Here is a 24,743-nt window from a genome sequence, read left to right as displayed (position 1 = left end):
GAGGTGCTCCCGACATGCCGGGACGAGAAGCACTGCCCAGCACTTTGAAACGCTCGCCCAAGAAGGCGCAGGAGACGTGGGTGAAGACCCACGACTCCGCGGTCGAGACCTACGGTGAGGGCCGCCGCGCGCACCAGACCGCCTTCGCGGCGCTGAAGCACTCCTTCGAGAAGGTCGGCGACCACTGGGAGGAGAAGGAGGGCGGCAAGAAGGGCCCCTCCGACAAGCAGGCCGCCCGCGGCGCCAACCGCAAGCCGACGAAGACCGCCGGCGGCGTGGACGCCTCGGCGAGCAAGGAACACCTGTACGACCTGGCGAAGAAGCTCGACATCAAGGGCCGGTCGTCGATGAACAAGGCGGAGCTGGTGAAGGCGCTGCAGCGCGCGAACACCAAGGAAACCGCCAAGGCGCGCAAGAAGAAGTAGCGCGGTATCAGGACGGCGGCAGGGGCGGCTTTCCCTCGCGGTCGACCACCTGCCGCGCCCGTGCGGGCACCCGCCAGTCCAGGCGGGTGCCCGCACTGCGTTCGAGCCTGGCCAGCACCTGCCGCGCGGCGGCGTAGGCGGCTTCCTGCTCGGCCGGGGTCGCGCCGCGGTGCGCCAGTTCCAGCAGTTTCACCGCCTGCGCGAGCAGTCCCCGCTCCTCCGCCGTGAACCGCGACGCGCGCAGTTTCTCCGCCGCCTCCCGCGCGGCGGTCCACGCCTGTTCGGCCCGCGCGGTGGCGTCGACGAACTCCCGCGCCATCGGCTCCGGCGGGTACTCCTCGGTCCGCAGGGCCATGGCCTCGCTGAAGGCCTCGATGAACCGGGCCGTCGCGGGCACCGCCGGGTCGGCGAGCGCGGGCAGCCGCAGCACCTCCAGCGGGTCCGACTCGTAGCCGGCGTACTCCCCCGCCAGCCGCCGGTACCGCTCCCCCGCCTGCTCCCAGCGCAGCCGCAGCGACCGCGAAGCCGGCGCGGGCGCGGGACTCGCGGACGTGCGCCACCGCCGCTGCAGCGCCACACGCGAGTAGACGGAGATCAGCAGCCACAGCATCACGATGAGCAGCGGCTCGAAACCCTGCAGCGAATCCATGGCGCTCCTCCGGTGCGCTCCGCGAACCCGGTCCCCAGCCTGTCTCCCATGGTGCGCCCGCCGGTGTGTGTCCCGTGTTGCCGCCGCGACAGCACGTCGGAAAGCACCGGGCCGAATGGCCCTACCGGCGCCCGGGTGGCGGGGTGATCGTGAGGGCGCAATCCCCCACCCGTCCGAAAGGCCGCCGCCGATGTTCGACCCGTCCGGCCTGGAGGTCCTCGACCGGGCCGAGTGCCTCGCGTTGCTCGCCACGGCGGACGTCGGGCGGGTCGTGTTCACCAGCCGCGGGCTCCCGGCCGTGCAGCCCGTGCGGTTCTGCTACGGGCAGGACGCCGTGTGGTTCCCCGCCGAGGCGGACACGGACCTGTTCGGCGCCGCGCAGGACGGCGTGGTCGCCTTCGAGGTGGACGCCATCGAACCCCGGCTCGACGCGGGCTGGTGGATCACGGTGCTCGGCCGGGCCGGCGCCGTGTCCGAGCGCGAGGTGCCGTGGTGGCCGGAGCTGGCCTCCGGCTCCCCCGCCGGGCAGTTGCGCTGCGTGCGCGTACCCGTCGAAGTCGTTTCCGGGCGGCGGGTGAAGCGGTAGTCTTCGGGGCCTCGCCTCCGGCAGGGGAGCCCCAGTGATCGAAAGCAGCGCGCGGGCGTTGTTGGACGCGGTGGTCGGGATAGCGGCGGACCTGAGCCTGCCCGACGTGCTGCGTCGTGTCGTCGAATCCGCGTGCGGGCTCGTCGGCGCCGAGTACGGCGTGCTGGCCGAGCTGCTGCCCGGGGGGCGCCTGGGCAGGGTCGTCGAAGCGGGCGAACCACGCGAGTACCGCACCCCCGCGGACCTGCCGTCCGGGCCCGGGACGCTCTCGGTGCCGCTGCGCACCCGTGACGGCCTGTTCGGCAGGCTGTACCTGGCCAGGCGGGACGGCGGGTTCACCGAGCAGGACCGCGGCGAGGTCGTCGCACTGGCGGCCGCGGGGAGCATCGCGATCGAGAACGCGGTCCTCTACGAGCAGACCCTGCGCCGTGAACGCTGGCGCGAGGCGTCCCAGCAGGTCACGGCGGCGCTGCTCGCCGGTGAGGACGGCGGCACGACCCTGCACACGATCGCCGACCGCGCCCGGGTCGTGGCCGGCGCGCCGGTGGGTGCGGTGGCGCTGCCCAGCGAAACCGAGCCGGACACGCTGGTGTTCGAGGTGCTCGCCTCGCCGTACCCGGGGTACGAGCGGCTCGTCGGTGCCCGCGTCCCCTACGACGGCACGGCGTCCGGGCGCGCGTTCCTCCGCGGCGAACCGGTCGTGATCAGCTCCTACGGCGGGTACGCGGCGATCCAGCAGGCCAACAGCGGGCTCCGGGCACCGGACACCTTCGCCGACCTCGATTCGGCGGTGGCGGTGCCGCTGAAGGCGGGCGCGCAGAAGCTCGGGGTGCTGCTCGTGGTGCGTTTCCGCGACGAGGAGCCGTTCACCGACGCCGAGGTCGGCCTGGTGCGGGACTTCGCAGCGCACGCCGCGCTGGCCGTGGAGTTCGCGCGGGCCGAGGAGGACCGGCGGCGGCTCGTGGTGTTCGAGGAACGCGACCGCATCGCCCGCGACCTGCACGACCTGGTGATCCAGCGGTTGTTCGCGATCGGGCTCGGGCTGGAGGGGCTCAGCCGGCTGACGAAGCAGCCCGAGCTCGCCGAGCGCGTGACCGGGTTCGTCCGGGACCTCGACCGCACGATCCGGGACGTGCGCAACAGCATCTTCTCCCTGCAGGAGCCCGCGGAGGCGCACGGCGGGGTGCGTTCGGACCTGCTGCGGATGGCGCAGGACAGCACGGCGATGCTCGGCTTCGAGCCCCGGGTGAGCTTCGACGGCCCGCTCGACGCCGCGGTCACCGGGCCGCTGCGCGCCGACCTGCTGGCGACCGTGCGGGAGGCGCTGTCCAACGTGGCCCGCCACGCCGGGGCGAACTCCGTGGCCGTCGAAGTGGTGGTGGAGCGCGGGAACCGGGAGCTGTCGCTCACGGTGCTCGACGACGGGGTCGGGTGCACGGGCAGCTCGCCGCACGGCCAGGGCCTGGCGAACCTCCGGAAGCGCGCCGCCCGCTGGCACGGCACGCTGACGGTGGGGCCGCGGCCGGAGGGCGGGACGAAGCTGGTGTGGACGGCGCGGCCGGGCAGGCGGGAGGAGCCATGACGATCTCGGTGTTCCTGCTCGACGACCACGAGGTGGTGCGGGCGGGGTTGCGGACGCTGCTGGACACGGAGCCGGATCTCGGTGTGATCGGCGAAGCGGGTACGGCGGCCGAGGCGATGGCCCGCATCCCGGCGCTGCGGCCGGACGTCGCGATCCTGGACGTGCGCCTGCCCGACGGCGAGGGCGTGTCGGTGTGCCGGGACATCCGCACCCTGGTCGACCCGCCGCCGGCGTGCCTGATGCTCACGTCCTACTCCGATGACGAGGCCCTGTTCGGCGCCGTTCTGGCTGGCGCGGCGGGGTACCTGCTCAAACAGGTGTCGGGGACCAACATCGTCGAGGCCGTCCGCACCGTCGCCGCGGGTGGCTCGCTGCTCGACCCGGAGCTGAAGGCCGCGGTGGCGCAGCGGATGCGGGGCGAGGCCGAGGCCGATCCGCAATACGAGCTGCTGAGCCCGCAGGAGCGGCGCGTGCTGGAGCTGATCGCGGCGGGGCTGACCAACCGGCAGATCGCCGAGCGGCTGTTCCTCGCCGAGAAGACGGTCAAGAACTACGTGTCCTCGCTGCTGCACAAGCTGGGCTTCGAACGGCGCACCGAGGCCGCGGTGTACCTCGCGAGGCGCAACCGGCGGCGCTGATCTCCCGGCAGGATGGCGGGGTGGACGATCTCGAGATCCGCCTCGCGCGGGACGGCGAACTGGGCACGGTGGCGGGGCTGCGGTGGCGGTGGGTGGCCGAACAGGGTGATCCGGGGCCGCTGGACCGGGCGGAGTTCGTGACCCGGTTCGTGGCGTGGGCGCGGGAGCACTCCGCCTCGCACCGGTGTTACGTGGTGCTGCGGGCGGGCCGGGTGCTCGGCATGGCGTGGCTGGCGCTGCTGCCCCGCGTGCCCACGCCGCGTGCGCTGGACCGGCGTTCCGGGGACGTGCAGTGCGTGTACGTGGTGCCGGAGGAACGCGACAACGGCGTCGGCGGGCGGTTGCTCGACGTCGTGCTCGGTGAAGCGCGGGCGCTCGGGTTGGAGCGGGTCACCGTGCACTCCAGCGAACGCGCCGTGCCCGCCTACCTCCGCCACGGCTTCGCTCCCTCGCCGAGGCTGCTGCAGGCCCGGCCGGGCTGACGCCACCGCAGGTTCTGGCCGGGAACGGCGGGCGGCTGCTCGACGCCCGCTTAGTCGAGGCCACCTTCGCGAGTTCGCCACGGCTGCTGGGGATTCGGTCGGGCTGATCCCGCCTCTCGCCGCAGGTTCCCGTCGGGAACGGGGGCATCTTCTCGACGCCCGTTTGGCCGAAGCCTACCTCCGCCCACTCCCCACGGCTGCTGCAAGCCCGCCGGACTGACCCCGCCCTGCGCTGCAGGTTCCCATCGGGAACTGGATGGCTGCTCGGCTCGCGCTCAGCCGAGGCCCACCTCCGCCCACGCCCCACGGCCGTTGCTGACCCCGCACCCCCGCGCCGCAGGTTCTGGCCGGGAACCGGATTCGATTCGGGCGACGGAGGTATCCCGGAGTGACTGCCCCGGCGAGGAGGAGGCACATGTACCGTGCGGGAGGCACAGTGACCGGCGAGCGTGACGCGCAGCCCGGCGTTTCGCGGGTCCGCCGGCTCGGCACCCACCTGCCACCGGTGGCCAGGGCACCCGGCGAGGCGCGGGCGTTCGTGGCCGACGCGCTGCGGTCGTGGCACGTGCCGGAGGACAAGGCGTGCGACATCGTGCTCGCCGCGTCGGAACTGGTGACCAACGCCTTCGAGCACGGCAGCGGCGGGATCGCGCTGCGGATGCGCTTCACCGGCGACTGCCTGCTGCTCGAGGTCCGCGACTCCGACCCCGGCGACCCGGTGCTCCACCGGCCCGGCCCCCGCTCGGTGCGGGGCCGCGGGCTCGCGTTGATCCAGGCGCTCAGCACCGCGTGGGGCCACCGCCGCGGCGGTGACGGCAAGTGGGTCTGGGCCGAGTTCCGGCTGGCCTGAACCCCCGGCCGGACTATTTTCGCCGTTCGGGCGGCGCCGGTGAAATCAGGGTGTTAGTATGAGAAACGCCCGCTCCCGGTGACCCCCAGGCCGGTTGAGCGGGCTCCTTTTTACCCGGCGGACCCTCAGTCCGCGTCGTCCTCCGCCCAGTGGCACAGCAGCAGGCACACGTCGTCGTCGTGCTCGGCGGAGCCCAGCATCTCGTCGAGGATCCGGTCCCCCGCCTCGTCGGTCGGGTCGCCGGCCGCCGACGCGAACACGTCCGCCAGCCGCTCCATCCCGGTGTCGATCGACTGCGCCCGCCGCTCCACCAGGCCGTCGGTGTACATCAGCACCGTCTCGCCCGGCTTGAGGTCCGCCTCGTACTCCTGGATGCCGAACGTGAACGGCACGCCCATGAGCGGCGCGTTCGGCTCGTCGAGCGCCCGCACGTGGCCGTCGGTGCCCGCGACGAACACCGGCAGGTGCCCGGCGTTGGCCCAGCGGATGCGCCCGGTGGACAGCTCCAGGTCGATCACGACCGCGGTGGCCAGCAGCGAACTGTGCCAGCCCCGCAGCAGCCCGTGCGTCAGCCGCAGCGTCTCGGCGGGCCCGTGGCCCTCCGTGGCGTAGGCCCGCAGGACGTTCTGCAGCTTTCCCATGATCACCGCGGCTTCGAGCCCGTGCCCGGTGACGTCGCCGACGGTCAGCACGATCGTGCCGTCGGGCCGGGTGAACGCGTCGAACCAGTCGCCGCCGACGTTGACGCCACGCGCGGCAGGCAGGTACCGGGCACACAACCGCAGGTCGGGCGGGGTGTCCAGGGTCGGCAGCATGGCCAGCTGCAGCCGCTCGGCCAGCTCCCGCTCGCGTTCGTACTCCCCCGCGTTGCGCAGGCCCACCGCCGACCGGGCCGCGACGGCGCTGACGAACGGGATGTCGTCCTCGCCGAACCCGGGCTCGTCCCGGCACAGCTCCAGCACCCCGAGCAGGTTCGGCCCCACCGACAACGGCGCCAGCATGCGCTTCTCGTCGGTCACCGGGCGGCGCGTCGCGACGACGCGGCGGACCTCGCTGTCGGGCTCACCCGGCTCGGGTTCGCGGTGCAGGCGGCGGTCGTCGTCGAGGATCCACACGGCCGCCGACGTGGCGACGCCCTCCCGCTGGACCAGCTGCACCAGCGCCTCGGCGACCTCCCGGCCACGCAGCGACGCCGACACGGTGCGGCTCACCTCGTCGAGGAACGCCGACCGCTGGCGCTGGCGTTCGACCTCCGCGTGCAGCGCGAGCAGCCCCGCGTTCGTCTGCTCCAGCTCCGTGCGGTGCATCTGGAGTTCCTGCTGCTGCCGTTCGATGATCTCCCGCAGCTCACGCACGAGGCCCTCGGGGCAGTCGGCCATCAGCCACCTCCCCCGGCGACGGCGACCACGCACGCGTCGTCCCGGCCGCGGCCGTGCTGCCCCAGGATCCAGCCGGCGACGATCGCCGGGTCGTGGCGCAGCAGTCCGGGCCAGTCGTCGGCGCTCCACCGGTCGGACACCCCGTCAGTCTGCAACACGAGCCAGCTGCGCGGGGACCACGAATCGGTGGAATCGGCCGCCCGGTTCGTTCCGGCCACACCGACGATGCCGGGCCGCGACAGCAGCCGCTGCACGGGCGCGCCGGGTTCGGGATAACGGCGGGTCGCGATGTTGCCGATCCCGGCGAACCGCAGCCGTCCCGAGGCGGGCGCCACGGAGGCGACCGCCACGGTCGCACCCCGGGTGCGTGCCAGAGACCGCTGCATCGCGTCCAGGATACGGGCGGGGCCCAGCGAGGCGTGTGCCGCGACGGTCTCGATCGCGGCGCCACTCGCCTTCGCCGCCGCCTCGCCGTGCCCGAGGCCGTCACTCAGGGCGACCGCGACCGAGGCCCCGCTCGGCACCGCCGTCCACATGTCCCCGCAGGCCGTTTCGCCCGCCGCGGTCAGCCGGGCCGCCCCCACGCGCACCCCGGACAGCGGCTCACCGTTCCGCCACCGCGCGAGGACCGCGGTGCCGCGCCCCGGCAGGGAGTAGGCGTCGAAGAAGTCGGCGGCACGGCGGATCGAGCCCAGCCCGGCACCCATCGTGCCGGTCGTGGAGTAGCCGTCGCGCATGCTCGTTTCCATCCGCGCGACGCCCGGCCCCTTGTCGATGGCGAGCAGGTCGAGCTGGCCGGGCCCCGGCACGACGGTGAACACGCCGCGCCCGGCGTGCTTGGTCAGGTTCGTCGCCAGCTCGGTGGCGGCGAGCGCGACCCGGTGCACCTGGGCCATCGGCAGCCCCTCCTGCTGGGCCACCGCCGCCGCCAGCCTGCGTGCCCTGCCGACGTGGCCGTCCTCGCTGACGACGAGGTCCGTGCGGATCACGGCTTCCTGCGCGCGGTGATGGACAGCTCGATGCGGGTGCCCTTGCCGGGGGCGGAGTCGATGCTGAACCGGTCGGCGAGCCTGCGCGCCCCGCCCAGCCCCAGGCCCAGCCCCGAACCAGTGGTGTAGCCGTCGGTCAGTGCGAGGTCGATGTCGGGGATGCCCGGCCCGGAGTCGACGAACGTGAGCCGCACGGTGCCCGCGAGCGGGCTTTCCTCCACCACGATCTCGGCCCGCCCGCCGCCGCCGTACACCAGGGTGTTGCGCGCCAGCTCGCTCGCGGCGGTGACCAGCTTCGTCTGCTGCACCAGGCTGAAACCGGCGGACACCGCGGCCTCGCGGGCGGCCTGGCGGACGTGCACGATGTCGGTTTCGCTGGTGATCGCCACGCTGGTCGTGGCCGGTGCTCCGCTCACCGGCGGGCCGATCCGTCACTCAGCAGTTCGAGCGCTTCCTCCACCGACAGGGCGGTCTGCAGCCCGGACAGCACGAGTCCCAGCTCCACGAGGGTGATCGCCACCGCCGGCCGCATGCCCACCACGACGGTCTTCGCCGCCAGCAGCGACGTCGCGGCCGCGATGTCGTGCAGGGTCCGCGCCAGGAACGAGTCGACCACGTCCAGCACGGAGATGTCGATGAGCACCCCGCGCGCCTGCTGGGCCACGACCTGCTCGGTGATCTGCTGCTGCAGCTCGTCGACCGAGTAGTCCAGCAGCTCGTCCTGGATCGACACCAGCAGGACGCCGTCCAGTTTGACGATGGGGACCCCGGGCATCAGAGCACGCCGGTTCCGGTGCTGGTGACGGTCAGGCCCAGCCGCGACAGCGCGTACTTGAAGGCGTCGGCGAGCCGGGCGCGCGTGGCCACCTCGTCCAGGTCGATGCCCAGTTGGACCATGGTGTTGGCGATCTGGGGGCGGATGCCGCTGATCACGCACTCGGCACCCATGAGCCGCGCCGCCAGCGCGGTCTTGAGCAGGTGCTGGGCGACCATCGTGTCCACCGTCGGCACGCCGGTGATGTCCAGGATCGCGACCTTCGCCTGCTGGTCGAGGATGGCCTGCAGCAGGCTTTCCGTCGCGGTCTGGCTGCGCATGCTGTCGAGCGTGCCGATCAGCGGGATCGCCAGCACACCGTCCCACAGCTTGATCACCGGCGTCGACAGCTCGGCCAGCTGCTCGCGCTGGCTGGCGATGGTGTCCCGGCCGGCGCTCAGCGCCGCGTCGAGCAGGATCAGCCCGAGCGTGTCGACCGCGCCGGACAGCAGCACCGCACCGGGCGCGACGAACTCCCCCGGCACGTCCTCCTCGGCCCACAGCCGCAGCAGCGGCTCCTTGAGCCCGGACATCTGGGCGGCGGTCTGCGAGACGAGCGATGAGTCGTGCACCTGCTGGACGGCCAGCGCCTCCAGCAGGGTGCGGATGCCGGCGAAGCCCTCCGCGGCCGGGTTGTTCACCTCGCCGGCCGCGACCGCGCGGCGCACCCCGTCGAGCACCTCGGCGCCGTCCAGCGCGGCCTGCTCGCGGTCCAGGCCCACGGTCTGGAAGAACGGGGCACCGGACCACTCGGCGACGATCGTCTCCCTGCGGCGGTCGAGGAAGTCACTGACAATGGTGGGGGTTTCCGGTCCCGAGGTGGTCGTCATCGCTCCTCATAGCTTCGCGCACTGCGAACCGGGGACGGTCCGCCGAGAATGGGTTTGCCTGGCGGCAAAGCTAGGACACCCGGCGCCCGACGACAAACCGGGGGCCGGGCCGGAGAGAAAGGCACCACACGTGGGAAGGGACGAGGTCATCCACACCAGCGCACCGGTCAAGGCAGAACACTCCGGCGACGTCGGCCGGATCAAGCTCTTCGGAGAGATAGACCACACCGCCGTCGAGCAGCTCGACCGCGCGGTCACGGACCTGCTCGGCAAGGGCGTCGCCCGGCTCGTGGTCGACTTCGAGGACCTCTCGTTCTTCGACTCCGCCTGCATCAGCGCGCTGGTGCGCGCGCGGGCGCTCGCCGAGGAGCAGGACAGCGAGATCACGCTGGCGAACGTCAACCGCTACGCCCGGCGGATCCTCGACCTCACCGGCCTGTCCTCGGCGTTCACGATCGAGCCCAAAGACGAGGACGACGAGGAACTCTGAGTTGAGCGACACCGGCTCAACTTTGGGAACAAAACCCGGCTCAACTTCGTAGTAAGGGGTGACGGCCCGAGGGGCGGGCCGGAGAAGTTCCCAGGAGGTGAGCGTCATGGCGCTGCCTGCCATGCGATCCCGCGAAACCCTGAGCCGGTGGGACCCGTTCCGCGAGTTCGGTGACCTGAACCGCTGGTTCGACACGCTGGCCGGGCGGCTCGACGAGGCGCCCCGGCCGTGGTCCCCGAGTGCCGACGTGAGCGAGACGGACAAGCAGTACGTGTTCGAGGTCGAGCTGCCCGGGGTCAAGCGCGAGGACATCACGGTCGATCTGACCGGCAACCGGCTCGCGGTCACGGGCGAGCTGAAGGAGCAGGAGCGGGAGGGCGTGTTCCGCCGCCGGACGCGGCGCACGGGCCGGTTCTCCTACCGCGTGCTGCTGCCGCGTGGCGTCGACGGTGACGCGATCGAGGCCTCGCTCGAGGACGGCGTGCTGACCGTGCGCGTGCCCAAGAGCGACCCGGAGCGGCCCCGCCGCATCGAGATCACCGCGAAGTAAGCGGTCTCCCGGCCGGGCTCCGCGACCACTCCGGTCGCAGGGCCCGGCTTTTCCGCGTCAGCGCGAGACTTCCCGGAACGGGCACAGCTGCACGCGGGCCACGGCCAGCTCGACGCGGTCGGCGTGCAGTGCCCGCACCTGCGACCACTCCACGAACAGCGAATGCCTGCCCAGCCAGCGGAACAGGGCGGGCAGCGGCCACGGTCCCGCCATCGACCCCCGCAGGTAGCCCAGCCGGTCACCGAGACCGGCCTTGCCGCACTCCAGCCCCACCAGCTCGAACCGCGGCGCGTCCTGGCCCCGCTGCGTGAACACGAGGTCGTGCACGTGACCCACGCTCGTGCCGTCCCGGTCCAGCACCCGGCGGCCGATCAGCTCCGCCCCCTTCACCGCCTGCTCCCGGGGATCCGCTCGACGACGTGCCGTCGCGTCCACTGCCGGAACCGGTCGGCGGGCAGCTCGTCCGCGCGGACCCGCAGCCGCACCTCGCGGCGGTCGAACCGGGAGACCAGGTCCAGCGGGATCCGCACCGGGTAGGGGTCGTCACGCGGCCGGAGCCGCCGTCCCACCGCCGCCCACCACGTGCCGATCCGGTCCCCGATGCGCGGCCCGAGCGCCGTCGGCCCGCACAGCAGCGCGGTCACCACCGGCGGGTCGCCCTCGGACAGCTCCAGGTCGTCCACCTTGCCCAGCTCGACGCCGTCGCGGTCGAAGATCTGCCGGTCCCACAGCAGGTCGTTCGCGGTCACGATGTCCATTCCCGCCTCCTCACTGCCCCGCCTTCGTCGCGATCAGCAACGGCAGTGCCGCGACCGACACGACCACCATCACCAGCAACGCGAGCATGGCGAGCGCGTTCTGCCAGCGCTTGTTCACGTACCGGCCCAGGTACTCGCGGTCGTTGGCGACCACGAGCAGCGGGAGGTACGTCAACGGGATCGCCGCGCCGCCCAGCACCACGGACACGATCGTCACGGTGATCGGGTCGATCGTGGTGAGCATGAACGCCGTCGCCGCGATCACCGAAGCCAGGCACACCAGGTGGAAGCGGGGCGCGTCGACCGGGCGGTGCCGCTTGCCCCACGACCAGCCGAAGTACTGCCCGAAGCTGTAGCCGATCGACAACGCCGACTCGGCGGCGGCCGCGAACGTGCACGCGAAGAACCCGACGAACGTCAGCAGTAGCCCGACGACGCCGAGCGCCTGCGCGATGGGCAGCGTGACCTGCCCGAGGTGGCGCACGTCCACCGAATCCGGCCGCAGCACCGGCACCATCGCCGCCATGATCGCCAGGCTGAGCACCGCGCCGAGCGGGAAGCCGACGAGCGTGTTGACCCTGGCGCGGCGCATGTCCCGCACGGTCCACTTCTCCTCACGGCCGCCGGAGGCGAAGAACACCACCTGGTAGGGCACGACGCACGCGCCGATCAGCGAGATCCCGTAGAACAGCCAGGTCGGCAGCGGTTCCCCGGCGGGCACGGACGGGGAGAAGACCTCTTCCCCGAACTGGTGCCAGTCCACGGGCAGCAGCGCGAGGGCCGCCGCGAACACGAGCAGGCACAGCCCGAGCAGCCCGAACACGGTCTCCAGCACCGAGAAGGGCAGGCGCCAGATCGCCAGCCACACGGCGAGCCCCACGACCGGCACCCAGATCAGGTAGTGCACGCCGCTGACCAGCTGCAGCACCAGCGCCACACCGCCGATCTCGGCGGCCAGCGTGAGCAGGGCGAGCAGCGCGCTCGCCACGAGGTTGACGAGCGCGAACCGCACCCCGAGCCGCTCCCGCACGACGTCGAACACCGCCCGCTGCGCTACCGCGGCGACGCGGCCCGCCATCTCGCCGTAGAGCACCATGATCAGCGTGCCGAGCACGACGGCCCACGCGAGCGTCATCCCGAACCGCGCGCCGGTGACGCCGCTGGTGACGATGTTGCCGATGTCGACGAAGCCGCCGATGGCGGTCATCACGCCCAGCGCGACCTTGAGCAAGCCCTTCACGCCGACACCTCGGACAGCTGCTCCAGGTCGCCGAGCGGCTGCTCCAGCCGGGCGAGCGCGGCACGCTGCGCGCCGGAGTCGCCGGAGCGGACCGCGATCCGCAGGTCGGTGAGCAGGGCCGTGGCCGCGCGCACCGGCCCGTCCATCCGCAGCCGCAGGCGGTCGGACTCCGCGTCCGGCGGCTGCCTGCTTTCGATCGTGGTCTGCACCGAGACGGCGTCGCGCTCGGCGTCGCTGACGACGGTGTCGGTCACCGTGGGCAGCATCCGGCCGCCGAGGTCCAGTTCGACGGCGTGCCGGGCGGTGACGAGCAGCCCGGTCAGCGCCTTGGCGGTCTGCGCGACCTTGTCCCGGTACTCGGCGGCGGTCACCGTCGGTCCCGCGCACGCCGTGAGCGCGGCGAGCAGCAGCAGGGCCGTGAGCACCCTGCCCGCCCTCGTCATTTCCGGTCGTCCTCGCCGCCGGCACCGTGCCGCAGGAGCACGAACCCGAGCGCGGCCAGCAGCGCGCCGAACACCACCCAGGCGATCAGGATGTCCAGCCCGTCGGTCTGCAGCATCGGCGTCCTCCGATGGGCCGGACTACCCCGTCCGGGCCGCGCCGAAACTGCGTGGAGTGACCGGACTACTGCGAACGGGGACGGCTGACGGCTTCGGGGCGGCGGCGTGGGGTGGCCGGGGTGGCGAATCCGTACCCGAACCGCAGCACAGCCTGCGGGCAGGCCTGCCCGCCGAGCAGCTCCCGCAGCTCGCGCCGGGTCGCGCCGATCTCGACCGGCTGCGACAGGAACGACGCGCTGACCCCGGCCGTCGTGCCGGTCAGCAGCACCCGCTGCAGCGCCTGGCCCGTGCGCAGCTGCGCGAGCGGTGTGTCCGTGAAGGAGCTGAGCACGGCGACCAGCGGCTCGCTCTCATACGGGCGTTCCGGCCGGTCCTCCGCCCCCGGGTAGGAGCGCAGGGTCAGCAGCGCGCCCGGCGCCTGGCGGGGCCCGCCCGCCGACGGCGAAACCCCGTCGTCGCGGTGCCCGCCCCCGGCCGTCCAGCGCCGCAGCTCCTCCTGGAACGCCGGGTCCTCGCTCTGCAGGTGCTCGGCGTGCCGCAGCAGGCCGGCGAGCCGGTCCAGCTCGGCGGGCCGCTCCAGCAGCGCGAGCGAGGCGCCTTCGAGGCTCGCCGCGCGCACGAGCGAGTGCCGGATCCACCGCGCGACCGGCCGGTCGGCGAAGGGACGCCGGTTGCTGCGGCGGAACGTGATCGCCCTGGCGAACGCGCGGTCCTCGGGGGTCACCGGGCACTGCCCCTGCAGCCACACCGTCGCGAGGTGCGCGGGCCGGGCGCGGTCGGGCAGCAGGTGCACCGCGCTGGCGCGGCCCGAGGCACGCAGCGCGAGCTGGATGTTGAGGATCGCGGCACCACAGGACAGCCGGGCCTCGCGGCCGTCGGGGTCGACCACGGTGAGCACGCGCGCGGGGTCGAGGTGGACGTCGATCCGGTCGTCGCCGATCTCGAACCGCCACGGCTGCGTGTTGTGCGGCGACGGCGCGCGGACGGCCGACTCGAGTGCGGTCAGGACCAGGTTCGCCGCCCTGGTGTGCGTCGCGGTCATGGCAGCTCTCCAGAGGTGATTTCCGGTGCTCAGCGTCTCTTCCGCACGCCGACGTGTGGCAGAGGCGGGCGTCCTGAACCCGGAGGGTCTTTCGGCCCTTGGCCCAGCCGCCGCTGCGCGGGTGCACCTGCTGGTTTTCGATCGCCCCGGGTGCGAAGGTGGCTTCATGGCGACGGAAGGCCCGGCCCGGCCCACGCTGCGCGGCACGCTGTCGCAGCTGCGGCTCCGCGAGTTGCTCGTCGAGGTGCAGGACCGCATCGAGCGGCTGATCGCCGCGCGCGACCAGATGGACGGCCTCCTGGAGGCCGTGCTCGCCATCGCGGGCGGCCTCGAACTCGACGCGACCCTGCACCGGATCGTGCGGGCCGCGACCGAGCTGGTCGACTGCAGGCACGGCGCGCTGGGCGTGCTCAACGCCGACGGGGTCGGGCTCGCGCAGTTCATCCACGAGGGCGTCGACGCGCGGACCAGGGACAAGATCGGGCACCTGCCCAAGGGACACGGGCTGCTGGGGCTGCTCATCGAGCGGCCGGAACCGTTGCGGCTGGCCGACCTGGCCGAACACGGCGCGTCGGCGGGCTTCCCGGCCGAGCACCCGCCGATGCGCACGTTCCTCGGCGTGCCGGTTCTGGTGCGGGACAAGGTGTTCGGCAACCTCTACCTCACGGAGAAGGCCGACGGGCAGCCCTTCACCGAGGACGACGAGGTCGTCGTGCAGGCACTCGCCGCCGCCGCGGGCATCGCCGTGGAGAACGCGCGCCTGTACGAGGAGACCCGGCTGCGCCAGCGCTGGCAGGAGGCGACGAGCGAGATCAGGGCGCAGCTGCTGGCCGCCGCCGATCCGGCCGCGGTCCTGCGCCTGGTCGCCGAGCGCGCCCGCACCCTGACCGGCGCCGACCACACCTTCCTCGCGCGGCCCGACGACCCCGAGCTGCCTCCCGAGGAGGTCACCACGCTCGTCGTCACCGTCTCCGCCGGGCCGGACGCGGAACAGCTCATCGGCCGCCGCATCCCGGTCGCCGCCTCGACGTGCGGGGACTCCTTCCGGGACGCGATGCCGCGGCAGGAGCCGAGACTGCGCTACGACGTGGGCGCCGGGCTGCCCGCCGAGTTCGGGCCCGTGCTGGTGCTGCCGCTGCGCGCGTCGGCGGAAACCGTGTCCGGGGTGCTCGTCGCGGTGCGGACCGCCGGCGGTGAGCCGTTCGACGCGACCCAGCTGCCGCTGGCGGCCTCCTACGCCGACCAGGCCGCGCTCGCCCTCCAGCTCGCCGACGACCAGCGCCGCCTCTACGAACTCGAAGTCCTCGCCGACCGCGACCGCATCGCCCGCGACCTCCACGACCACGTCATCCAGCGCCTGTTCGCCCACGGACTCGCCCTCCAGAGCACCCGACTGCGCACCCGCTCCCCCGAGATCCAGCGCAGGCTGAGCGAGCTCATCGACGAGGTGCAGAGCGTCATCGCGGAGATCCGCACCGCCATCTTCGACCTGCACGGCGGCGCGGACGGCAGCGCGCGCCTGCGGCGGCGGCTGCACGAGATCATCGCGGAGGTCACCGGGGACACGCCGCTGCAGACGAGCGTGCGGGTGTCCGGCCCGCTCGGCGTCGTGTCACCGCGGCTGGCCGAGGACGCCGAGGCGGTGGTGCGGGAGGCGCTGGACAACACGGTGCGGCACGCGGGCGCGACCGCGGTGGCGGTCACGGTGGAGGTCGGTGACGAGCTGGCCATCGAGGTCACGGACAACGGGTGCGGCCCCGGCGGCGAGGTGCGCTCCGGGTTGCGGGACCTGGCTGAGCGGGCGCGGCGCGCCGGCGGGCGGTCCGTGCTCGACGCACCGGAGGACGGCGGCGCCCGCCTGGTGTGGTCGGCTCCCCTCGCGTGAGCCGCTCAGGGCGCGTGGCCGTTGTCCTCGGGCAGCCCGAAGCCGGCGACGAGTTCGGGGCGGATGCGGATGACGTAGCCGGGTTCGCCGTCCGCCCACGGATCGGCGAGGTGCCGGTAGCGGTCGGCGCCGTCGGCGCGGCGGGCGACACCGGTGACGATGACGCTCCAGCCGATCCGGTCGTCGCCGGAGACCGAGTCCGCCTCGTACGCCACGACGGTGTCCAGCGCGGACAGCAGCGCCGTGCGGTCGTGGCTGCGGATGACCACCTCGCCGTCGTCCTCGACGACGTGGTGCACGGGCCGGATGGCGGGCAGTGCCTGGTGGGTGAACACGATGCGGCCGACACCCACGCTGGCGAGCCGCCGCAGCGACTCCTCACGCGACAGCTCCCGCAGCCGGCCGTTCATGCGTCACTTCCGGCCCGCGGTCCGTTCCTCGACACGGGCGTCATGGTCCCGCGTGGTGGACGGGCCGGAAAAGAGCACAAAGTCCCCGTGCGATCACGGCTAGCCTGGGAGAAATCCCCGGCGCGGGAAGGGTGAGGACCATGATCAAGGTGTTCCTGGTCGACGACCACGAGGTGGTCCGGCGCGGTGTCGCGGACCTGCTGGAGGCCGACCCGGAGCTGACCGTGATCGGCGAGGCCCCCACCGCCGCGCAGGCGCTGGCGCGGATCCCGGCGCTGCGCCCCGACATCGCGGTGCTCGACGTGCGGCTGCCCGACGGCAACGGCATCGAGCTGTGCCGTGACCTGCGGTCCCGGCTGCCGGAGCTGAACGTGCTGATGCTGACCTCCTACACCGACGAGGAGGCGATGCTCAACGCGATCCTCGCCGGGGCGGGCGGGTACGTGATCAAGGACATCCAGGGGCTGCAGCTCGTTTCCGCGGTGCGCGAGGTCGGGTCGGGGCGGTCGTTGCTGGACAACAGGGCCGCCGCGACGCTCATGGCGAAGCTGCGTTCGGACGCCACGGACTCCGGGTCGCTGGCGGGGCTCAGCGACCGCGAGCGGACGTTGCTGGAGCTGATCGGCGAGGGCCTGACGAACCGGCAGATCGCCGAGCGGATGTTCCTGGCCGAGAAGACCGTGAAGAACTACGTGTCCCGCCTGCTGACCAAGCTCGGCCTCGAACGCCGCACCCAGGCGGCGGTGCTGGCGACGAAGCTGCGCGACCGCAGGCACGCCAGGGGGCCAGGGCGCTGACGTTCCACAGTGGAGTCGTTCAAGATCCTTTGTGGACGGCGGAAAACGCCCCCTTGAACGAGGGACTTTCGGCCCTACGCCCGCCGCCGGAGCGGAGGAAGGGTGGGGGGCGACGAAAGAGGAGCGTCATGGCACGACCAGCGAAGTGGACCGTGGAAATCGCGCTCGACGAAAGCGGGGACACCACCCGTGCCCAGGTCCGGCTGGCCGCCGCGGGCGGCACGACGTACCACGGGATCGGCCTCGTCCACGGCGGTCCCCGCGGGGTGCACCTGCCCGCGATCGCGGCGGAACTGGCGATGGCGCGGGCCTTCAGCGATCTGACGGAGGAGCTGCTGGAGGCCGTGGCGTCCGACATCGAAGCGGACGCGCGGGGCCCGCTCGCCGTCCTGCAGGGGCGGGCCTGACCCCGGTGTCACCGCAGCCCGGTGCGGGGGATCCGGCGGAGGGGTACGGCCGCGGGGCCGCGCGGCCGGAGGCTGGCAGCGGATTGCGCCTGGCTGAGCGCCGTCCGGCAGGGCACAAGCACGACCGCGAGGCCGCGCAGCCGGAGGCTGACCGCGGAGCGGGCCCGGGCGACCGCCGTTCCGCAGGGCGGAGGCACGGCCGCGGAATCGTGCGGCCGCGGGCTGGCCGCGGCCCGCGTCCGGGCCTGGGCGACCGCCGTTCGCCGGGGCGAAGGCGCGCGAGCCCGACCACCCCCGCCGCCCCGAGACCGGGCAGCCGCCCTCCGGCGACGCGAAACCACGCACCCGCGGCCCACCACGCCTCACCGGCGCGTGAGTGCCGCCAGGCCCGGCGACAGCCGGACCGGCACGGGGCTGGGCGCCCGCAGGCGCCGGGCGTCGCGGGGCAGCCAGCGCAGGTCGCGTTCCAGGCGGTCCCTCGCGTGGTCCAGGCCGTGCCTGCCGCGCACCCGGCGGCCGCCCCGCATCGCCTGCGTCAGGACCGCCCGGCACTTGCCCGGCGGCGGGTCGCCGCGCCGCGCGAGGACGTCGTCCTCCCCCGACGCGCAGCGGTACGCCTGCTTGGCGCCCGGCAGCGTGTCGTCGTCCGCGACGGGTCTGCCGTCGTACTCGACGAGGCGGTAGGCGGTCACCGCCCTCGCCTCCGGGACGGCGAGGTTCCGGCCCACCCCGTAACCGTCGATCGGTGCGTCGGCGCCGGTCAGCCGTTCCAGCTCGTACTCGTCGAGCCCGCCGCTGACGAGAATCCGCGACCGCACGAACCCCGCTTCGTCGAGGGTTTCGCGGGCCTTCCTCGCCGCTTCCAGCGGGTCGCCGGACGACAGCCGCACGCCGATGTGGTCGTCCGGCAGGTCGAGCTCGGTGGCGACGTCCACCGCCGCGTGCACCCCGTCGACCACGTCGCCCTTGTCGACGAGAAACACCGGCCGCGCCGGGAAATCCTGGGCGTAGGCGCGGAAAGCGGCCCGCTCGTCCCCGAAGGCGCCGAGGTAGGCGGCCGTCATCGTGGCGACAGCGGGCAGGCCCAGCACCCGGGCGGCGCCGACGTGGCTCGTGCCGGCGAACCCCGCCACCGCGCACGCCCTGGCCACCGCCGTCGCGGTGGCGAGCCCCGGCGCCCGGTGGCCGGCGAAGTCGAACAGGTCCGCGCCGCCCGCCGCGAGCCGGTACCGCGCCGCCTCGGTGGCGACCGTGCAGCCGAACGTCACGAGGCCGAGCAGCGCCGTGCCCACCAGCTGCGCCTCCGGCAGCGGGGCCGTGACCTCCAGCAGCGGTTCCGGCGCGAACACCACGCAACCCTCCGGCGGCGCCCACACGTCCCCGGTGAACCGCAGGTCCGCGAGCGCCGCGACGTCGGCGTCCCGCAGTTCCGCGGCCTGCCGCAGGTACGCCAGCTCGGCGCGCTCGAACCGGAAGCCTTCGAGGAACAGCAGCACGTCGTCGAGCCCGGCGCTGACGACGAACCCCCGGTCCGGCGGCAGGCGCCGCGGGAACAGGCTGAACGTCGCGGTGCCGGTCATCCCGCGGCGCAGGTGGCTCGCGGCCGTCCGGACCGCGTGCAGATCGGCGTGGCCGCCCGTCACTGGCAGCCGCCCGGGACCCGGCCCATGCACCCCACCGTACGCCCGCAGGGACTTTCGGCAGCACGTCCGGTTACGTCCAGCCCTGTCGCGGGCACTCCCCGGCCAGGCAGTCTCGATCACCTCAGCGCGGTGCGAGGGAGCGAACCGATGGTGGTGGACGACCGGACGACGGCGGGCGGTCAGCTCGCGGGACGGCTGCGGGACCTGCGGGCCGACCGGCCCGTCGTGCTGGGCCTGCCCCGCGGCGGGGTCGTCGTCGCCGACCCGATCGCCACCGCGCTGGCCGCCCCGCTCGACGTCGTGCTGGTCAGCAAGGTCGCCGACCCCGCCGACCCGGAGTTCGCACTGGGCGCGGTCGGCGAAGGCGCGGTCGTGGTCGGCGGGTGCATCGCCCCCGGGCTGCTCGGCTCCGCGCTGCAGGCGGTGGCCGAGCGGGCGCGCCGGTACCGCGCGGTGCGGCGGGCGGTGCCCGTCGCGGGCCGCACGGTCGTGCTCGCCGACGACGGGATCGCCACCGGCGCCACGGTGCTCGCCGCCCTCCGGGTGCTCACCGCCCGCCGCGCCGGCCGCGTCGTCGTCGCGGTGCCGGTCGCGGCGCGCGCCGCGCTGAAAGCGCTGTCCCCGTTCGCCGACCGGGTGGAATGCCTGCTCGCGCCGCCCCGCCTCGGCGCCGTCAGCCGCTGGTACGCCGACTTCCGCGAGGTGACCGACGACGAGGTGCTCTGGCTGCTCGCCGCCCACGCCGAGGTGCCCGCATGAACTGGCCCGTCATCCGCAAGTCCGAGGCCGTGCGCGCGGCCGCGAACCTCCGCGACTACGCGCGGACGGTCGCGGGGTTCAGCTGGGAGGCCGAACTGCTGGCCCTGTCCGGACTGCCGGGCAGCGGCGCGCTGAACATCGCGCACGAGGCCGTGGACCGCTACGCCACCGGCCCGCGCTGGAACCACCCGGCGCTGCGCTGGCTCGACCGCTACGACACCGTCCGCGAGTACACCTTCGCCGAGCTTTCGGAGCTCAGCAACCGGTTCGCCGACCTGCTCGGCCGGCTGGACGTGCCGCGGGGCGAGCGCGTCTACACGCTGCTCGGCCGCACCCCCGAGCTGTACGTGGCGGTGTTCGGCGCCCTCAAGGCGGGCTGCGTGCTGTCCCCGCTGTTCACCGCCTACGGCCCCGAACCGCTGCGGGACCGGCTGTCCCTCGGCGAGGCGGGGGTGCTCGTCACGACCCCGGAGCTGTACCGCGGCAAGATCGCCGCGATCCGCGACTCGGTGCCGTCGCTGCGGCGGGTGCTGGTGACCGGCGAGACGCCCGTTCCCGGCGCGCTCGCGCTCGGCCCCGCGCTCGAGAAGTCCTCGCCGCACTACGAGATCGAGCCGGGCGAGCCCGGCGACCCCGCGTTCCTGCACTTCACCAGCGGCACCACCGGCCCCGCCAAGGGCGTGCTGCAGGCCCACGAAGCGGTGCTGGCCCAGTACGTCAGCGCCCGCTACGCGCTCGACCTGCACCCCTCGGACCTCCTGTGGTGCAGCGCCGACCCGGGTGGCGTGACCGGGCTGACCTACGCCGTGGTCGCGCCGCTGACCGCCGGGGTCACGACGCTGAGCGTCGAGGGCGGGTTCGACGCCGGCCGGTGGCTGTCCGTGTTGTCCGGGCAGCGCGTGACCGTCTGGTACACCGAGCCCGCCGCGCTGCGCACCCTGATGCGCCGCGGCGCCGAACCACCCGCCGAGCACGACCTGTCCGCGCTGCGGTTCGTGGCCAGCACCGGTGAACCGCTGCCGCCGGAAACCGTGGTGTGGGGCCAGGACGCGCTCGGCTGCGCGGTGCACGACACGTGGTGGCAGACCGAAACCGGCGCGATCACCATCGCGAACTTCGCGGGCGAGGACGTCCGGCCCGGCTCGATGGGCCGCCCGCTGCCGGGCATCACGGCCGGGCTCGTCGAGCGCGGCGAGGACGGCAAGGTCCGCGAGCTGACGGCGGGCGAGCACCAGGCGGGGGAACTGGCGCTGCGCCGGAGCTGGCCGTCGATGTTCCGCGGCTACTGGCGGGATCCCGGCCGCTACGACGAGTCCTTTTCGGACGGCTGGTACCTCACCGGCGACCTCGCCCGGCGCGACGACGACGGCTACTACTCCTACGTCGGCCGCACCGACGAGGTGATCTCCGCGCGCGGCTACCGGGTGGGGCCGTTCGAGGTGGAGAGCGTGCTCGTGTCGCACCCCGCGGTGCGCGAAGCCGGGGTGATCGGGGTCCCGGACCCCGTCGACGGCGAACGGGTCAAGGCGTTCGTCACGCTGCACGCGGGCTACGAGCCGGACGAGGAGCTGCGGCTGGAGCTGCTCGCGTTCGGCCGCCGCGCACTCGGCGCGCTCGCGCCGGCGGAACTGGTCTTCGAGGATTCCCTGCCGCGTACCCGCACCGGCAAGGTGCTGCGCCGGGTCCTCAAAGCGGGAGAAGGAGTGGAGGACGGCTGATGACCGACGGAAGCCCCCGCGCCCAGGAGCGCCTGGACCTGCTGCGCGGGATGATCCGCGCGCGGCGACTCGAGGAGCGCCGGACCGGGCAGCCGGTCATCGGCGACGAAGCGGTGGTGGCCGGGATCGCCGCGGGCATCGGCCCCGACGACAGCGTGGTCGAGGGCGGCGGAATCCCGCTGGCGCTGGGCCTCGCCGCCGCGACGGCCGCCGCGCCGCGGCCCCGCGTCACGGTGTACCGGCTCGGCGAGCGCCCGGTGCCCGCCGGGGAACTGCGGCAGGCGCTGCGGGTCGCCGCCCGCCGCGGGCTGGCGGTCCTGTTCTGCCGCGAGATCAACCTCCACCCGCTCGGCGGGCCGCCGTCGGAAGCCGCTTTCGCCGCGGCACACGGCATCGCGGCGTGGTCGGTGGACGGCATGGACGCGCTCGCGGTGGCCGAGTCCGTCGAGGAGGCCGTGGAGGGGATCAGGTGCGGCGAGGGACCGCACCTGCTGGAGCTGAGCACGTGCCGGTTCCGCGGCCGCGGCGAGGTCACGCGCTGGCGGGAGTTCGACCCGGTCCGGCTGCTCGCCGACCGCATGCGCGACGAGGACGGGCTGGGCGAGGACGAGCTGGCGAAGCTGGAGTCCGAAGTGGACGCCGAGCTGGCCGGGGAGCCGGTGACCGCGGGCTGAGGGGTGGAAAACGACCACCCGCGCGCCGATCACGGCCCGGCCTACGCTGGGTCATGACCGAACTGCGGTCGGTGGACCGGTACGCGGAGCTCCGTGACCAGCGGCTCGCGGCCCGGCTCGCGGCCGAGGACAGCGCCGAAGCCGCCGGGCTGGACCCGTTCGAGCGCCTCACCTGCCGCACCCACCGGCACTGGCTGCACCAGTGCATCGGCTCCGCGGCGCACGTGGTGGTCGTGACCGGGCACCGCTGGTGCCGCGCTTGCGAGCGCCCGGCGACCGTCGTGGTGGACGAGCTCGCGGGCGCCGTGCGCCTGTTCTGCCCCTCGTGCGGTCGTTTCCCCGACTCCCCCGCCAACCGGCAGGTGGTGCGTGCCTGCGTGCGCAGCCTCGCCGCGGCACGGGGCGGCTGAGGCTCAGCCGACGCGGAGCTCGGCCGCCAGCGCCAGTGCCTGGGTCGTGCCCAGCTCCTCGCACAGGGCGAGCGCCTTGCGGCGGGAGTCGCCCGCCGCGGTGGGGTTCCCGGTGACCACGTAGAGCGTGGTCAGCTCCGCGAGCGTGCGGGCGCGCTGCCAGCGCAGCGGCACCCCGGTGAACGCGGTGAGCGCCAGCTCCAGGCACACCCCGGCGAGCGCGAGCTGCCCCACCTCGCGGCGGGCCCTGCCCTCGTTGAGCGCGGCGAACGCCTCCTCGATCGGGAACCCGCCCTGCCGGAACAGCGCCCGCGCCTCGCGGAGGGTTCTCGCCGCCGGCGCCCACTGCCCCGCCTCGCTCAGGTCGAGGCCGAGGTTGAGCAGCGTCGTCGCCCGGAAGAACCGGCGCGCCTCGGGGTTGGCCCGCGCGTAGTGCGCCTCCACGTCGGCGAGCACGGCCCGGTGCACGGCCAGCGCCTCGTCCGCGCGGCCCTGCGCACGCAGGATGGAGCCGAGCACGTTGCGGATCGTGCCCTGCCCCAGCCAGAAATCGAGGTCCTCGGCCAGCGCGACGGCGCGCTCCGCGTGGTCCAGCGCCTCCGACGGCTGTCCCAGCCGCAACCGGACCGCGGCGAGGTAGCCCAGCGCCCACGCCTGCTCCCGCCGGTCCCCGGTCTCGACGGCGATGCTCAGCGCCTCGCGGTGCAGCGCGAGGCCGCCTTCGTTGTCCGCCAGGCAGAAGTACCGCGCCCAGCCCAGCGAGTTCAGCATCGCCGCCTCGCCCGACCGGTCGCCCAGCGCCCGCGCCGCCGCGAGGCCCAGCGCGAAGATCTCGTGCCACGGCCGCTCCTGCGTGCGCCCGTCGGAGTACCAGTGCACGGCCCGCGCCAGTTCGAGCACCTCGCGGTGGCGCCCCGTCTGCGCCGCGGCGCGCTGGGCGGCCAGCCAGTTCGACGCCTCCGTGTCCAGCCACTCCGCCGCCTCGCGCCGCGACGCGAACGGTTCGGCGGTGAGCCGGTCGGGGTAGAACAGGCGGGCGGCGGCGGTCGCCGTGCCCAGCAGGTGGCGCAGCGTGGCCTCGGAGAGCGCCTCGCGGTCGTGCGGCTTCTCCTCGGCTTCGAGCCGCTCGCGGGCGAAGATCCGGATCAGGTCGTGGAAGCGGTAGCGCCCCGGCGCGGCGGCGGCGAGCACGAGGTTGGCGTCGACCAGTTCGTCGAGGTGCTCGCCGACCTCGGCCACCGGCAGTCCCGCGGCGATCGCCGCGAGGCCGGCGGCGAAGTCGGCGCCGGGGATCGCCGCGAGGCGCCGGAACACCAGCCGCGCGGCCGGGGACAGCCGCCGGTAGGACATCTCGAACGCCGAGCGCACCTGCAGGTCCCCCGCCGACAGGGAACTCAGGCGGGTGCTCGCGTCCCGCAGCTGCCCAACGAGGTAGGCGATCGACCACTGCGGGCGCGTCGCGAGCCTCGTGCCCGCGATGCGCACCGCGAGCGGCAGGTTTCCGCACAGCGCCACGAGTTCCGCGGCCGCCTCCGGTTCGGCGGCGACGCGCTCCGGCCCGGCGATACCCGCCAGCAGCGCGGTCGCGTCGGCGTCGGCGAGCGGTTCGAGCCACACCCAGCGCGCCGCCTCGAGCCCGGCGAGGGCGCGGCGGCACGTGATCAGCGTGAGGCACCCGGGGCTCGCCGCGAGCAGCGGGCGCACCTGCGCCTCGTCGGCGGCGTTGTCGAGCAGCACCAGGACCCGGCGCCCGGCCAGCAGCGAGCGGAACAGGTGCTGCTGCTCCACGCCGGCGGCCGGGATCTGCTGGGGCGGCACGCCCAGCGCGCGCAGGAGCTGTTCGAGTGCCTCGCGGGAGCTGAGCGGCTGGTCGGCGAGCCCGCGCAGGTCGAGCGCGAAGCACCCGTCGGGGAACCGGTCGCGCAGCGCGTGGGCGGCGGCCACGGCGAGGGTGGTCTTGCCGACGCCGGGGTGGCCGATGATCGACAGCACCACGCCGCTGGGCGAGTCGGCCAGCGCGTCCTCCCGCAGCAGGGCGAGTTCGGCTTCGCGGCCACGCAGGTCGGGCACCGGGGGCGGCAGCTCGCCGACGACGGGTGCCGCCGGGGCGCGGGGGCTGCGGCGGCGCCCGTCGCGGGCGGTGGCGAGGAAGCGGGCGCGGTCGGCGCCGGTGAGG

The 24,743-nt window shown here is 74.0% G+C and carries 29 protein-coding genes; 15 read left to right on the top strand and 14 right to left on the bottom strand.

Going from position 1 to position 24,743, the window contains the following annotated elements:
- Nucleotides 1–14 precede the first annotated feature (14 nt).
- Nucleotides 15–425: a ChaB family protein gene (locus ABFX51_RS17185; RefSeq protein ID WP_091503601.1), complete on the top strand. Its 411-nt coding sequence runs from the start codon at nt 15–17 to the stop codon at nt 423–425.
- Between the two features lie 7 nt (nt 426–432).
- Here ABFX51_RS17185 and ABFX51_RS17180 read toward each other — a convergent pair whose 3' ends face one another.
- The gene (locus ABFX51_RS17180; protein WP_091503600.1) at nt 433–1,074 is read right to left on the bottom strand and encodes a hypothetical protein; all 642 of its coding nucleotides are present in this window, start codon (nt 1,072–1,074) and stop codon (nt 433–435) included.
- A gap of 190 nt (nt 1,075–1,264) precedes the next feature.
- On the opposite strand from ABFX51_RS17180, the gene ABFX51_RS17175 reads away from it, so the two are divergent.
- From ABFX51_RS17175 to ABFX51_RS17155, 5 genes are all read left to right on the top strand, one after another.
- On the top strand, nt 1,265–1,660 hold the full coding sequence (locus ABFX51_RS17175) for a pyridoxamine 5'-phosphate oxidase family protein (RefSeq protein ID WP_346054232.1): 396 nt from the start codon (nt 1,265–1,267) through the stop codon (nt 1,658–1,660).
- Nucleotides 1,661–1,694: 34 nt separating this feature from the next.
- Nucleotides 1,695–3,242, top strand: coding sequence for a sensor histidine kinase (locus ABFX51_RS17170; RefSeq protein WP_346054230.1), 1,548 nt, complete (start codon nt 1,695–1,697; stop codon nt 3,240–3,242).
- Nucleotides 3,239–3,880 (top strand): response regulator, encoded by a 642-nt coding sequence (locus ABFX51_RS17165; protein ID WP_091504279.1) that lies wholly within the window; start codon nt 3,239–3,241, stop codon nt 3,878–3,880. Before ABFX51_RS17170 ends, ABFX51_RS17165 begins: the two co-directional genes overlap by 4 nt.
- Nucleotides 3,881–3,900: 20 nt before the next feature.
- On the top strand, nt 3,901–4,362 hold the full coding sequence (locus ABFX51_RS17160; RefSeq protein ID WP_346054229.1) for a GNAT family N-acetyltransferase: 462 nt from the start codon (nt 3,901–3,903) through the stop codon (nt 4,360–4,362).
- Between the two features lie 415 nt (nt 4,363–4,777).
- Entirely contained in the window at nt 4,778–5,212 is a 435-nt protein-coding gene (locus tag ABFX51_RS17155; RefSeq protein WP_346054228.1) for an ATP-binding protein, read from the top strand.
- A 125-nt stretch (nt 5,213–5,337) separates the two neighbouring features.
- On the opposite strand, the gene ABFX51_RS17150 is transcribed toward ABFX51_RS17155, so the two are convergent.
- From ABFX51_RS17150 to ABFX51_RS17130, 5 genes are read right to left on the bottom strand one after another with little or no spacing between them, the layout of a single operon-like run.
- Nucleotides 5,338–6,591, bottom strand: a complete 1,254-nt coding sequence (locus ABFX51_RS17150) for a PP2C family protein-serine/threonine phosphatase (RefSeq protein ID WP_346054227.1) — start codon at nt 6,589–6,591, stop codon at nt 5,338–5,340.
- Nucleotides 6,591–7,580: a SpoIIE family protein phosphatase gene (locus ABFX51_RS17145; protein ID WP_346054226.1), complete on the bottom strand. Its 990-nt coding sequence runs from the start codon at nt 7,578–7,580 to the stop codon at nt 6,591–6,593. Before ABFX51_RS17145 ends, ABFX51_RS17150 begins: the two co-directional genes overlap by 1 nt.
- Nucleotides 7,577–7,996: an anti-sigma regulatory factor gene (locus tag ABFX51_RS17140; RefSeq protein ID WP_346054225.1), complete on the bottom strand. Its 420-nt coding sequence runs from the start codon at nt 7,994–7,996 to the stop codon at nt 7,577–7,579. The genes ABFX51_RS17145 and ABFX51_RS17140 overlap by 4 nt, the downstream gene beginning before the upstream one ends.
- Nucleotides 7,993–8,355 carry an STAS domain-containing protein gene (locus ABFX51_RS17135; RefSeq protein ID WP_346054224.1) on the bottom strand — a complete coding sequence of 121 codons (363 nt, stop codon included), beginning with the start codon at nt 8,353–8,355 and terminating at the stop codon, nt 7,993–7,995. The genes ABFX51_RS17140 and ABFX51_RS17135 overlap by 4 nt, the downstream gene beginning before the upstream one ends.
- Nucleotides 8,355–9,224 (bottom strand): STAS domain-containing protein, encoded by an 870-nt coding sequence (locus ABFX51_RS17130; RefSeq protein WP_346054223.1) that lies wholly within the window; start codon nt 9,222–9,224, stop codon nt 8,355–8,357. Before ABFX51_RS17130 ends, ABFX51_RS17135 begins: the two co-directional genes overlap by 1 nt.
- A 130-nt stretch (nt 9,225–9,354) precedes the next feature.
- On the opposite strand from ABFX51_RS17130, the gene ABFX51_RS17125 reads away from it, so the two are divergent.
- Both ABFX51_RS17125 and ABFX51_RS17120 read left to right on the top strand, forming a co-directional pair.
- Nucleotides 9,355–9,714, top strand: a complete 360-nt coding sequence (locus ABFX51_RS17125) for an STAS domain-containing protein (RefSeq protein ID WP_245782818.1) — start codon at nt 9,355–9,357, stop codon at nt 9,712–9,714.
- A gap of 106 nt (nt 9,715–9,820) precedes the next feature.
- Nucleotides 9,821–10,264 (top strand): Hsp20/alpha crystallin family protein, encoded by a 444-nt coding sequence (locus ABFX51_RS17120; protein WP_346054222.1) that lies wholly within the window; start codon nt 9,821–9,823, stop codon nt 10,262–10,264.
- A gap of 57 nt (nt 10,265–10,321) precedes the next feature.
- Here ABFX51_RS17120 and ABFX51_RS17115 read toward each other — a convergent pair whose 3' ends face one another.
- The 5 genes from ABFX51_RS17115 to ABFX51_RS17095 all read right to left on the bottom strand — a co-directional run bounded on the left by ABFX51_RS17115 (nt 10,322) and on the right by ABFX51_RS17095 (nt 13,864).
- Nucleotides 10,322–10,654 carry a PRC-barrel domain-containing protein gene (locus ABFX51_RS17115; protein WP_346054221.1) on the bottom strand — a complete coding sequence of 111 codons (333 nt, stop codon included), beginning with the start codon at nt 10,652–10,654 and terminating at the stop codon, nt 10,322–10,324.
- Nucleotides 10,651–11,022 (bottom strand): hypothetical protein, encoded by a 372-nt coding sequence (locus tag ABFX51_RS17110; RefSeq protein WP_346054220.1) that lies wholly within the window; start codon nt 11,020–11,022, stop codon nt 10,651–10,653. Before ABFX51_RS17110 ends, ABFX51_RS17115 begins: the two co-directional genes overlap by 4 nt.
- 10 nt (nt 11,023–11,032) lie before the next feature.
- Nucleotides 11,033–12,262, bottom strand: a complete 1,230-nt coding sequence (locus ABFX51_RS17105; RefSeq protein ID WP_346054219.1) for an NRAMP family divalent metal transporter — start codon at nt 12,260–12,262, stop codon at nt 11,033–11,035.
- Nucleotides 12,259–12,705: a hypothetical protein gene (locus ABFX51_RS17100; protein WP_346054218.1), complete on the bottom strand. Its 447-nt coding sequence runs from the start codon at nt 12,703–12,705 to the stop codon at nt 12,259–12,261. Before ABFX51_RS17100 ends, ABFX51_RS17105 begins: the two co-directional genes overlap by 4 nt.
- A gap of 181 nt (nt 12,706–12,886) precedes the next feature.
- Nucleotides 12,887–13,864 carry an Acg family FMN-binding oxidoreductase gene (locus tag ABFX51_RS17095; protein ID WP_346054217.1) on the bottom strand — a complete coding sequence of 326 codons (978 nt, stop codon included), beginning with the start codon at nt 13,862–13,864 and terminating at the stop codon, nt 12,887–12,889.
- Nucleotides 13,865–14,030: 166 nt separating this feature from the next.
- Here ABFX51_RS17095 and ABFX51_RS17090 point away from each other — a divergent pair, with 166 nt between their 5' ends.
- Nucleotides 14,031–15,749, top strand: a complete 1,719-nt coding sequence (locus ABFX51_RS17090; protein WP_346054216.1) for a sensor histidine kinase — start codon at nt 14,031–14,033, stop codon at nt 15,747–15,749.
- A 5-nt stretch (nt 15,750–15,754) separates the two neighbouring features.
- Here the strand turns inward: ABFX51_RS17090 and ABFX51_RS17085 are convergent, their stop codons facing one another.
- Nucleotides 15,755–16,159 carry a pyridoxamine 5'-phosphate oxidase family protein gene (locus ABFX51_RS17085; protein ID WP_346054215.1) on the bottom strand — a complete coding sequence of 135 codons (405 nt, stop codon included), beginning with the start codon at nt 16,157–16,159 and terminating at the stop codon, nt 15,755–15,757.
- A gap of 140 nt (nt 16,160–16,299) precedes the next feature.
- On the opposite strand from ABFX51_RS17085, the gene ABFX51_RS17080 reads away from it, so the two are divergent.
- Both ABFX51_RS17080 and ABFX51_RS17075 read left to right on the top strand, forming a co-directional pair.
- Complete coding sequence (locus ABFX51_RS17080; protein WP_091503574.1) at nt 16,300–16,956, top strand: response regulator; 657 nt, start codon at nt 16,300–16,302, stop codon at nt 16,954–16,956.
- Between the two features lie 128 nt (nt 16,957–17,084).
- On the top strand, nt 17,085–17,363 hold the full coding sequence (locus ABFX51_RS17075) for a dsRBD fold-containing protein (protein WP_346054214.1): 279 nt from the start codon (nt 17,085–17,087) through the stop codon (nt 17,361–17,363).
- A gap of 362 nt (nt 17,364–17,725) precedes the next feature.
- Here the strand turns inward: ABFX51_RS17075 and ABFX51_RS17070 are convergent, their stop codons facing one another.
- Nucleotides 17,726–19,006: a nicotinate phosphoribosyltransferase gene (locus ABFX51_RS17070; protein ID WP_091503570.1), complete on the bottom strand. Its 1,281-nt coding sequence runs from the start codon at nt 19,004–19,006 to the stop codon at nt 17,726–17,728.
- Nucleotides 19,007–19,153: 147 nt separating this feature from the next.
- Between ABFX51_RS17070 and ABFX51_RS17065 the strand changes: the two genes are divergently transcribed.
- Genes ABFX51_RS17065 through ABFX51_RS17050 form a run of 4 tightly spaced genes read left to right on the top strand, consistent with a single transcriptional unit; the run spans nt 19,154 to nt 22,567 of the window.
- Nucleotides 19,154–19,765 (top strand): phosphoribosyltransferase family protein, encoded by a 612-nt coding sequence (locus tag ABFX51_RS17065; protein ID WP_177228485.1) that lies wholly within the window; start codon nt 19,154–19,156, stop codon nt 19,763–19,765.
- Nucleotides 19,762–21,483, top strand: coding sequence for an AMP-binding protein (locus ABFX51_RS17060; RefSeq protein WP_346054213.1), 1,722 nt, complete (start codon nt 19,762–19,764; stop codon nt 21,481–21,483). Before ABFX51_RS17065 ends, ABFX51_RS17060 begins: the two co-directional genes overlap by 4 nt.
- The gene (locus ABFX51_RS17055; RefSeq protein ID WP_346054212.1) at nt 21,483–22,157 is read left to right on the top strand and encodes a thiamine pyrophosphate-dependent enzyme; all 675 of its coding nucleotides are present in this window, start codon (nt 21,483–21,485) and stop codon (nt 22,155–22,157) included. The genes ABFX51_RS17060 and ABFX51_RS17055 overlap by 1 nt, the downstream gene beginning before the upstream one ends.
- A 53-nt stretch (nt 22,158–22,210) precedes the next feature.
- Nucleotides 22,211–22,567, top strand: a complete 357-nt coding sequence (locus tag ABFX51_RS17050; protein ID WP_346054210.1) for a hypothetical protein — start codon at nt 22,211–22,213, stop codon at nt 22,565–22,567.
- A 3-nt stretch (nt 22,568–22,570) separates the two neighbouring features.
- Here the strand turns inward: ABFX51_RS17050 and ABFX51_RS17045 are convergent.
- Nucleotides 22,571–24,743 (bottom strand): ATP-binding protein (locus ABFX51_RS17045; RefSeq protein ID WP_346054209.1); only part of this gene is annotated, 2,173 nt, incomplete at its 5' end.

The sequence above is a fragment of the Amycolatopsis dongchuanensis genome (assembly GCF_039542405.1).
Lineage (GTDB): Bacteria > Actinomycetota > Actinomycetes > Mycobacteriales > Pseudonocardiaceae > Amycolatopsis_E > Amycolatopsis_E sacchari.
The sequence above is the reverse complement of the archived record's forward strand: the minus strand, read 5'-3'. Positions and strand labels throughout refer to the sequence as shown.

Bases quoted from the DNA above. Each gene is read 5' to 3' on its own strand.
- ABFX51_RS17085 (WP_346054215.1), bottom strand. From the start codon at position 16,159: ATGAACGGCCGGCTGCGGGAGCTGTCGCGTGAGGAGTCGCTGCGGCGG.
- ABFX51_RS17100 (WP_346054218.1), bottom strand. From the start codon at position 12,705: ATGACGAGGGCGGGCAGGGTGCTCACGGCCCTGCTGCTGCTCGCCGCG.
- ABFX51_RS17135 (WP_346054224.1), bottom strand. From the start codon at position 8,355: ATGCCCGGGGTCCCCATCGTCAAACTGGACGGCGTCCTGCTGGTGTCG.
- ABFX51_RS17165 (WP_091504279.1), top strand. From the start codon at position 3,239: ATGACGATCTCGGTGTTCCTGCTCGACGACCACGAGGTGGTGCGGGCG.
- ABFX51_RS17150 (WP_346054227.1), bottom strand. From the start codon at position 6,591: ATGGCCGACTGCCCCGAGGGCCTCGTGCGTGAGCTGCGGGAGATCATC.
- ABFX51_RS17155 (WP_346054228.1), top strand. From the start codon at position 4,778: ATGTACCGTGCGGGAGGCACAGTGACCGGCGAGCGTGACGCGCAGCCC.
- ABFX51_RS17110 (WP_346054220.1), bottom strand. From the start codon at position 11,022: ATGGACATCGTGACCGCGAACGACCTGCTGTGGGACCGGCAGATCTTC.
- ABFX51_RS17050 (WP_346054210.1), top strand. From the start codon at position 22,211: ATGACCGAACTGCGGTCGGTGGACCGGTACGCGGAGCTCCGTGACCAG.
- ABFX51_RS17120 (WP_346054222.1), top strand. From the start codon at position 9,821: ATGGCGCTGCCTGCCATGCGATCCCGCGAAACCCTGAGCCGGTGGGAC.
- ABFX51_RS17060 (WP_346054213.1), top strand. From the start codon at position 19,762: ATGAACTGGCCCGTCATCCGCAAGTCCGAGGCCGTGCGCGCGGCCGCG.
- ABFX51_RS17090 (WP_346054216.1), top strand. From the start codon at position 14,031: ATGGCGACGGAAGGCCCGGCCCGGCCCACGCTGCGCGGCACGCTGTCG.
- ABFX51_RS17185 (WP_091503601.1), top strand. From the start codon at position 15: ATGCCGGGACGAGAAGCACTGCCCAGCACTTTGAAACGCTCGCCCAAG.
- ABFX51_RS17055 (WP_346054212.1), top strand. From the start codon at position 21,483: ATGACCGACGGAAGCCCCCGCGCCCAGGAGCGCCTGGACCTGCTGCGC.
- ABFX51_RS17175 (WP_346054232.1), top strand. From the start codon at position 1,265: ATGTTCGACCCGTCCGGCCTGGAGGTCCTCGACCGGGCCGAGTGCCTC.
- ABFX51_RS17075 (WP_346054214.1), top strand. From the start codon at position 17,085: ATGGCACGACCAGCGAAGTGGACCGTGGAAATCGCGCTCGACGAAAGC.
- ABFX51_RS17180 (WP_091503600.1), bottom strand. From the start codon at position 1,074: ATGGATTCGCTGCAGGGTTTCGAGCCGCTGCTCATCGTGATGCTGTGG.
- ABFX51_RS17130 (WP_346054223.1), bottom strand. From the start codon at position 9,224: ATGACGACCACCTCGGGACCGGAAACCCCCACCATTGTCAGTGACTTC.
- ABFX51_RS17065 (WP_177228485.1), top strand. From the start codon at position 19,154: ATGGTGGTGGACGACCGGACGACGGCGGGCGGTCAGCTCGCGGGACGG.
- ABFX51_RS17080 (WP_091503574.1), top strand. From the start codon at position 16,300: ATGATCAAGGTGTTCCTGGTCGACGACCACGAGGTGGTCCGGCGCGGT.
- ABFX51_RS17095 (WP_346054217.1), bottom strand. From the start codon at position 13,864: ATGACCGCGACGCACACCAGGGCGGCGAACCTGGTCCTGACCGCACTC.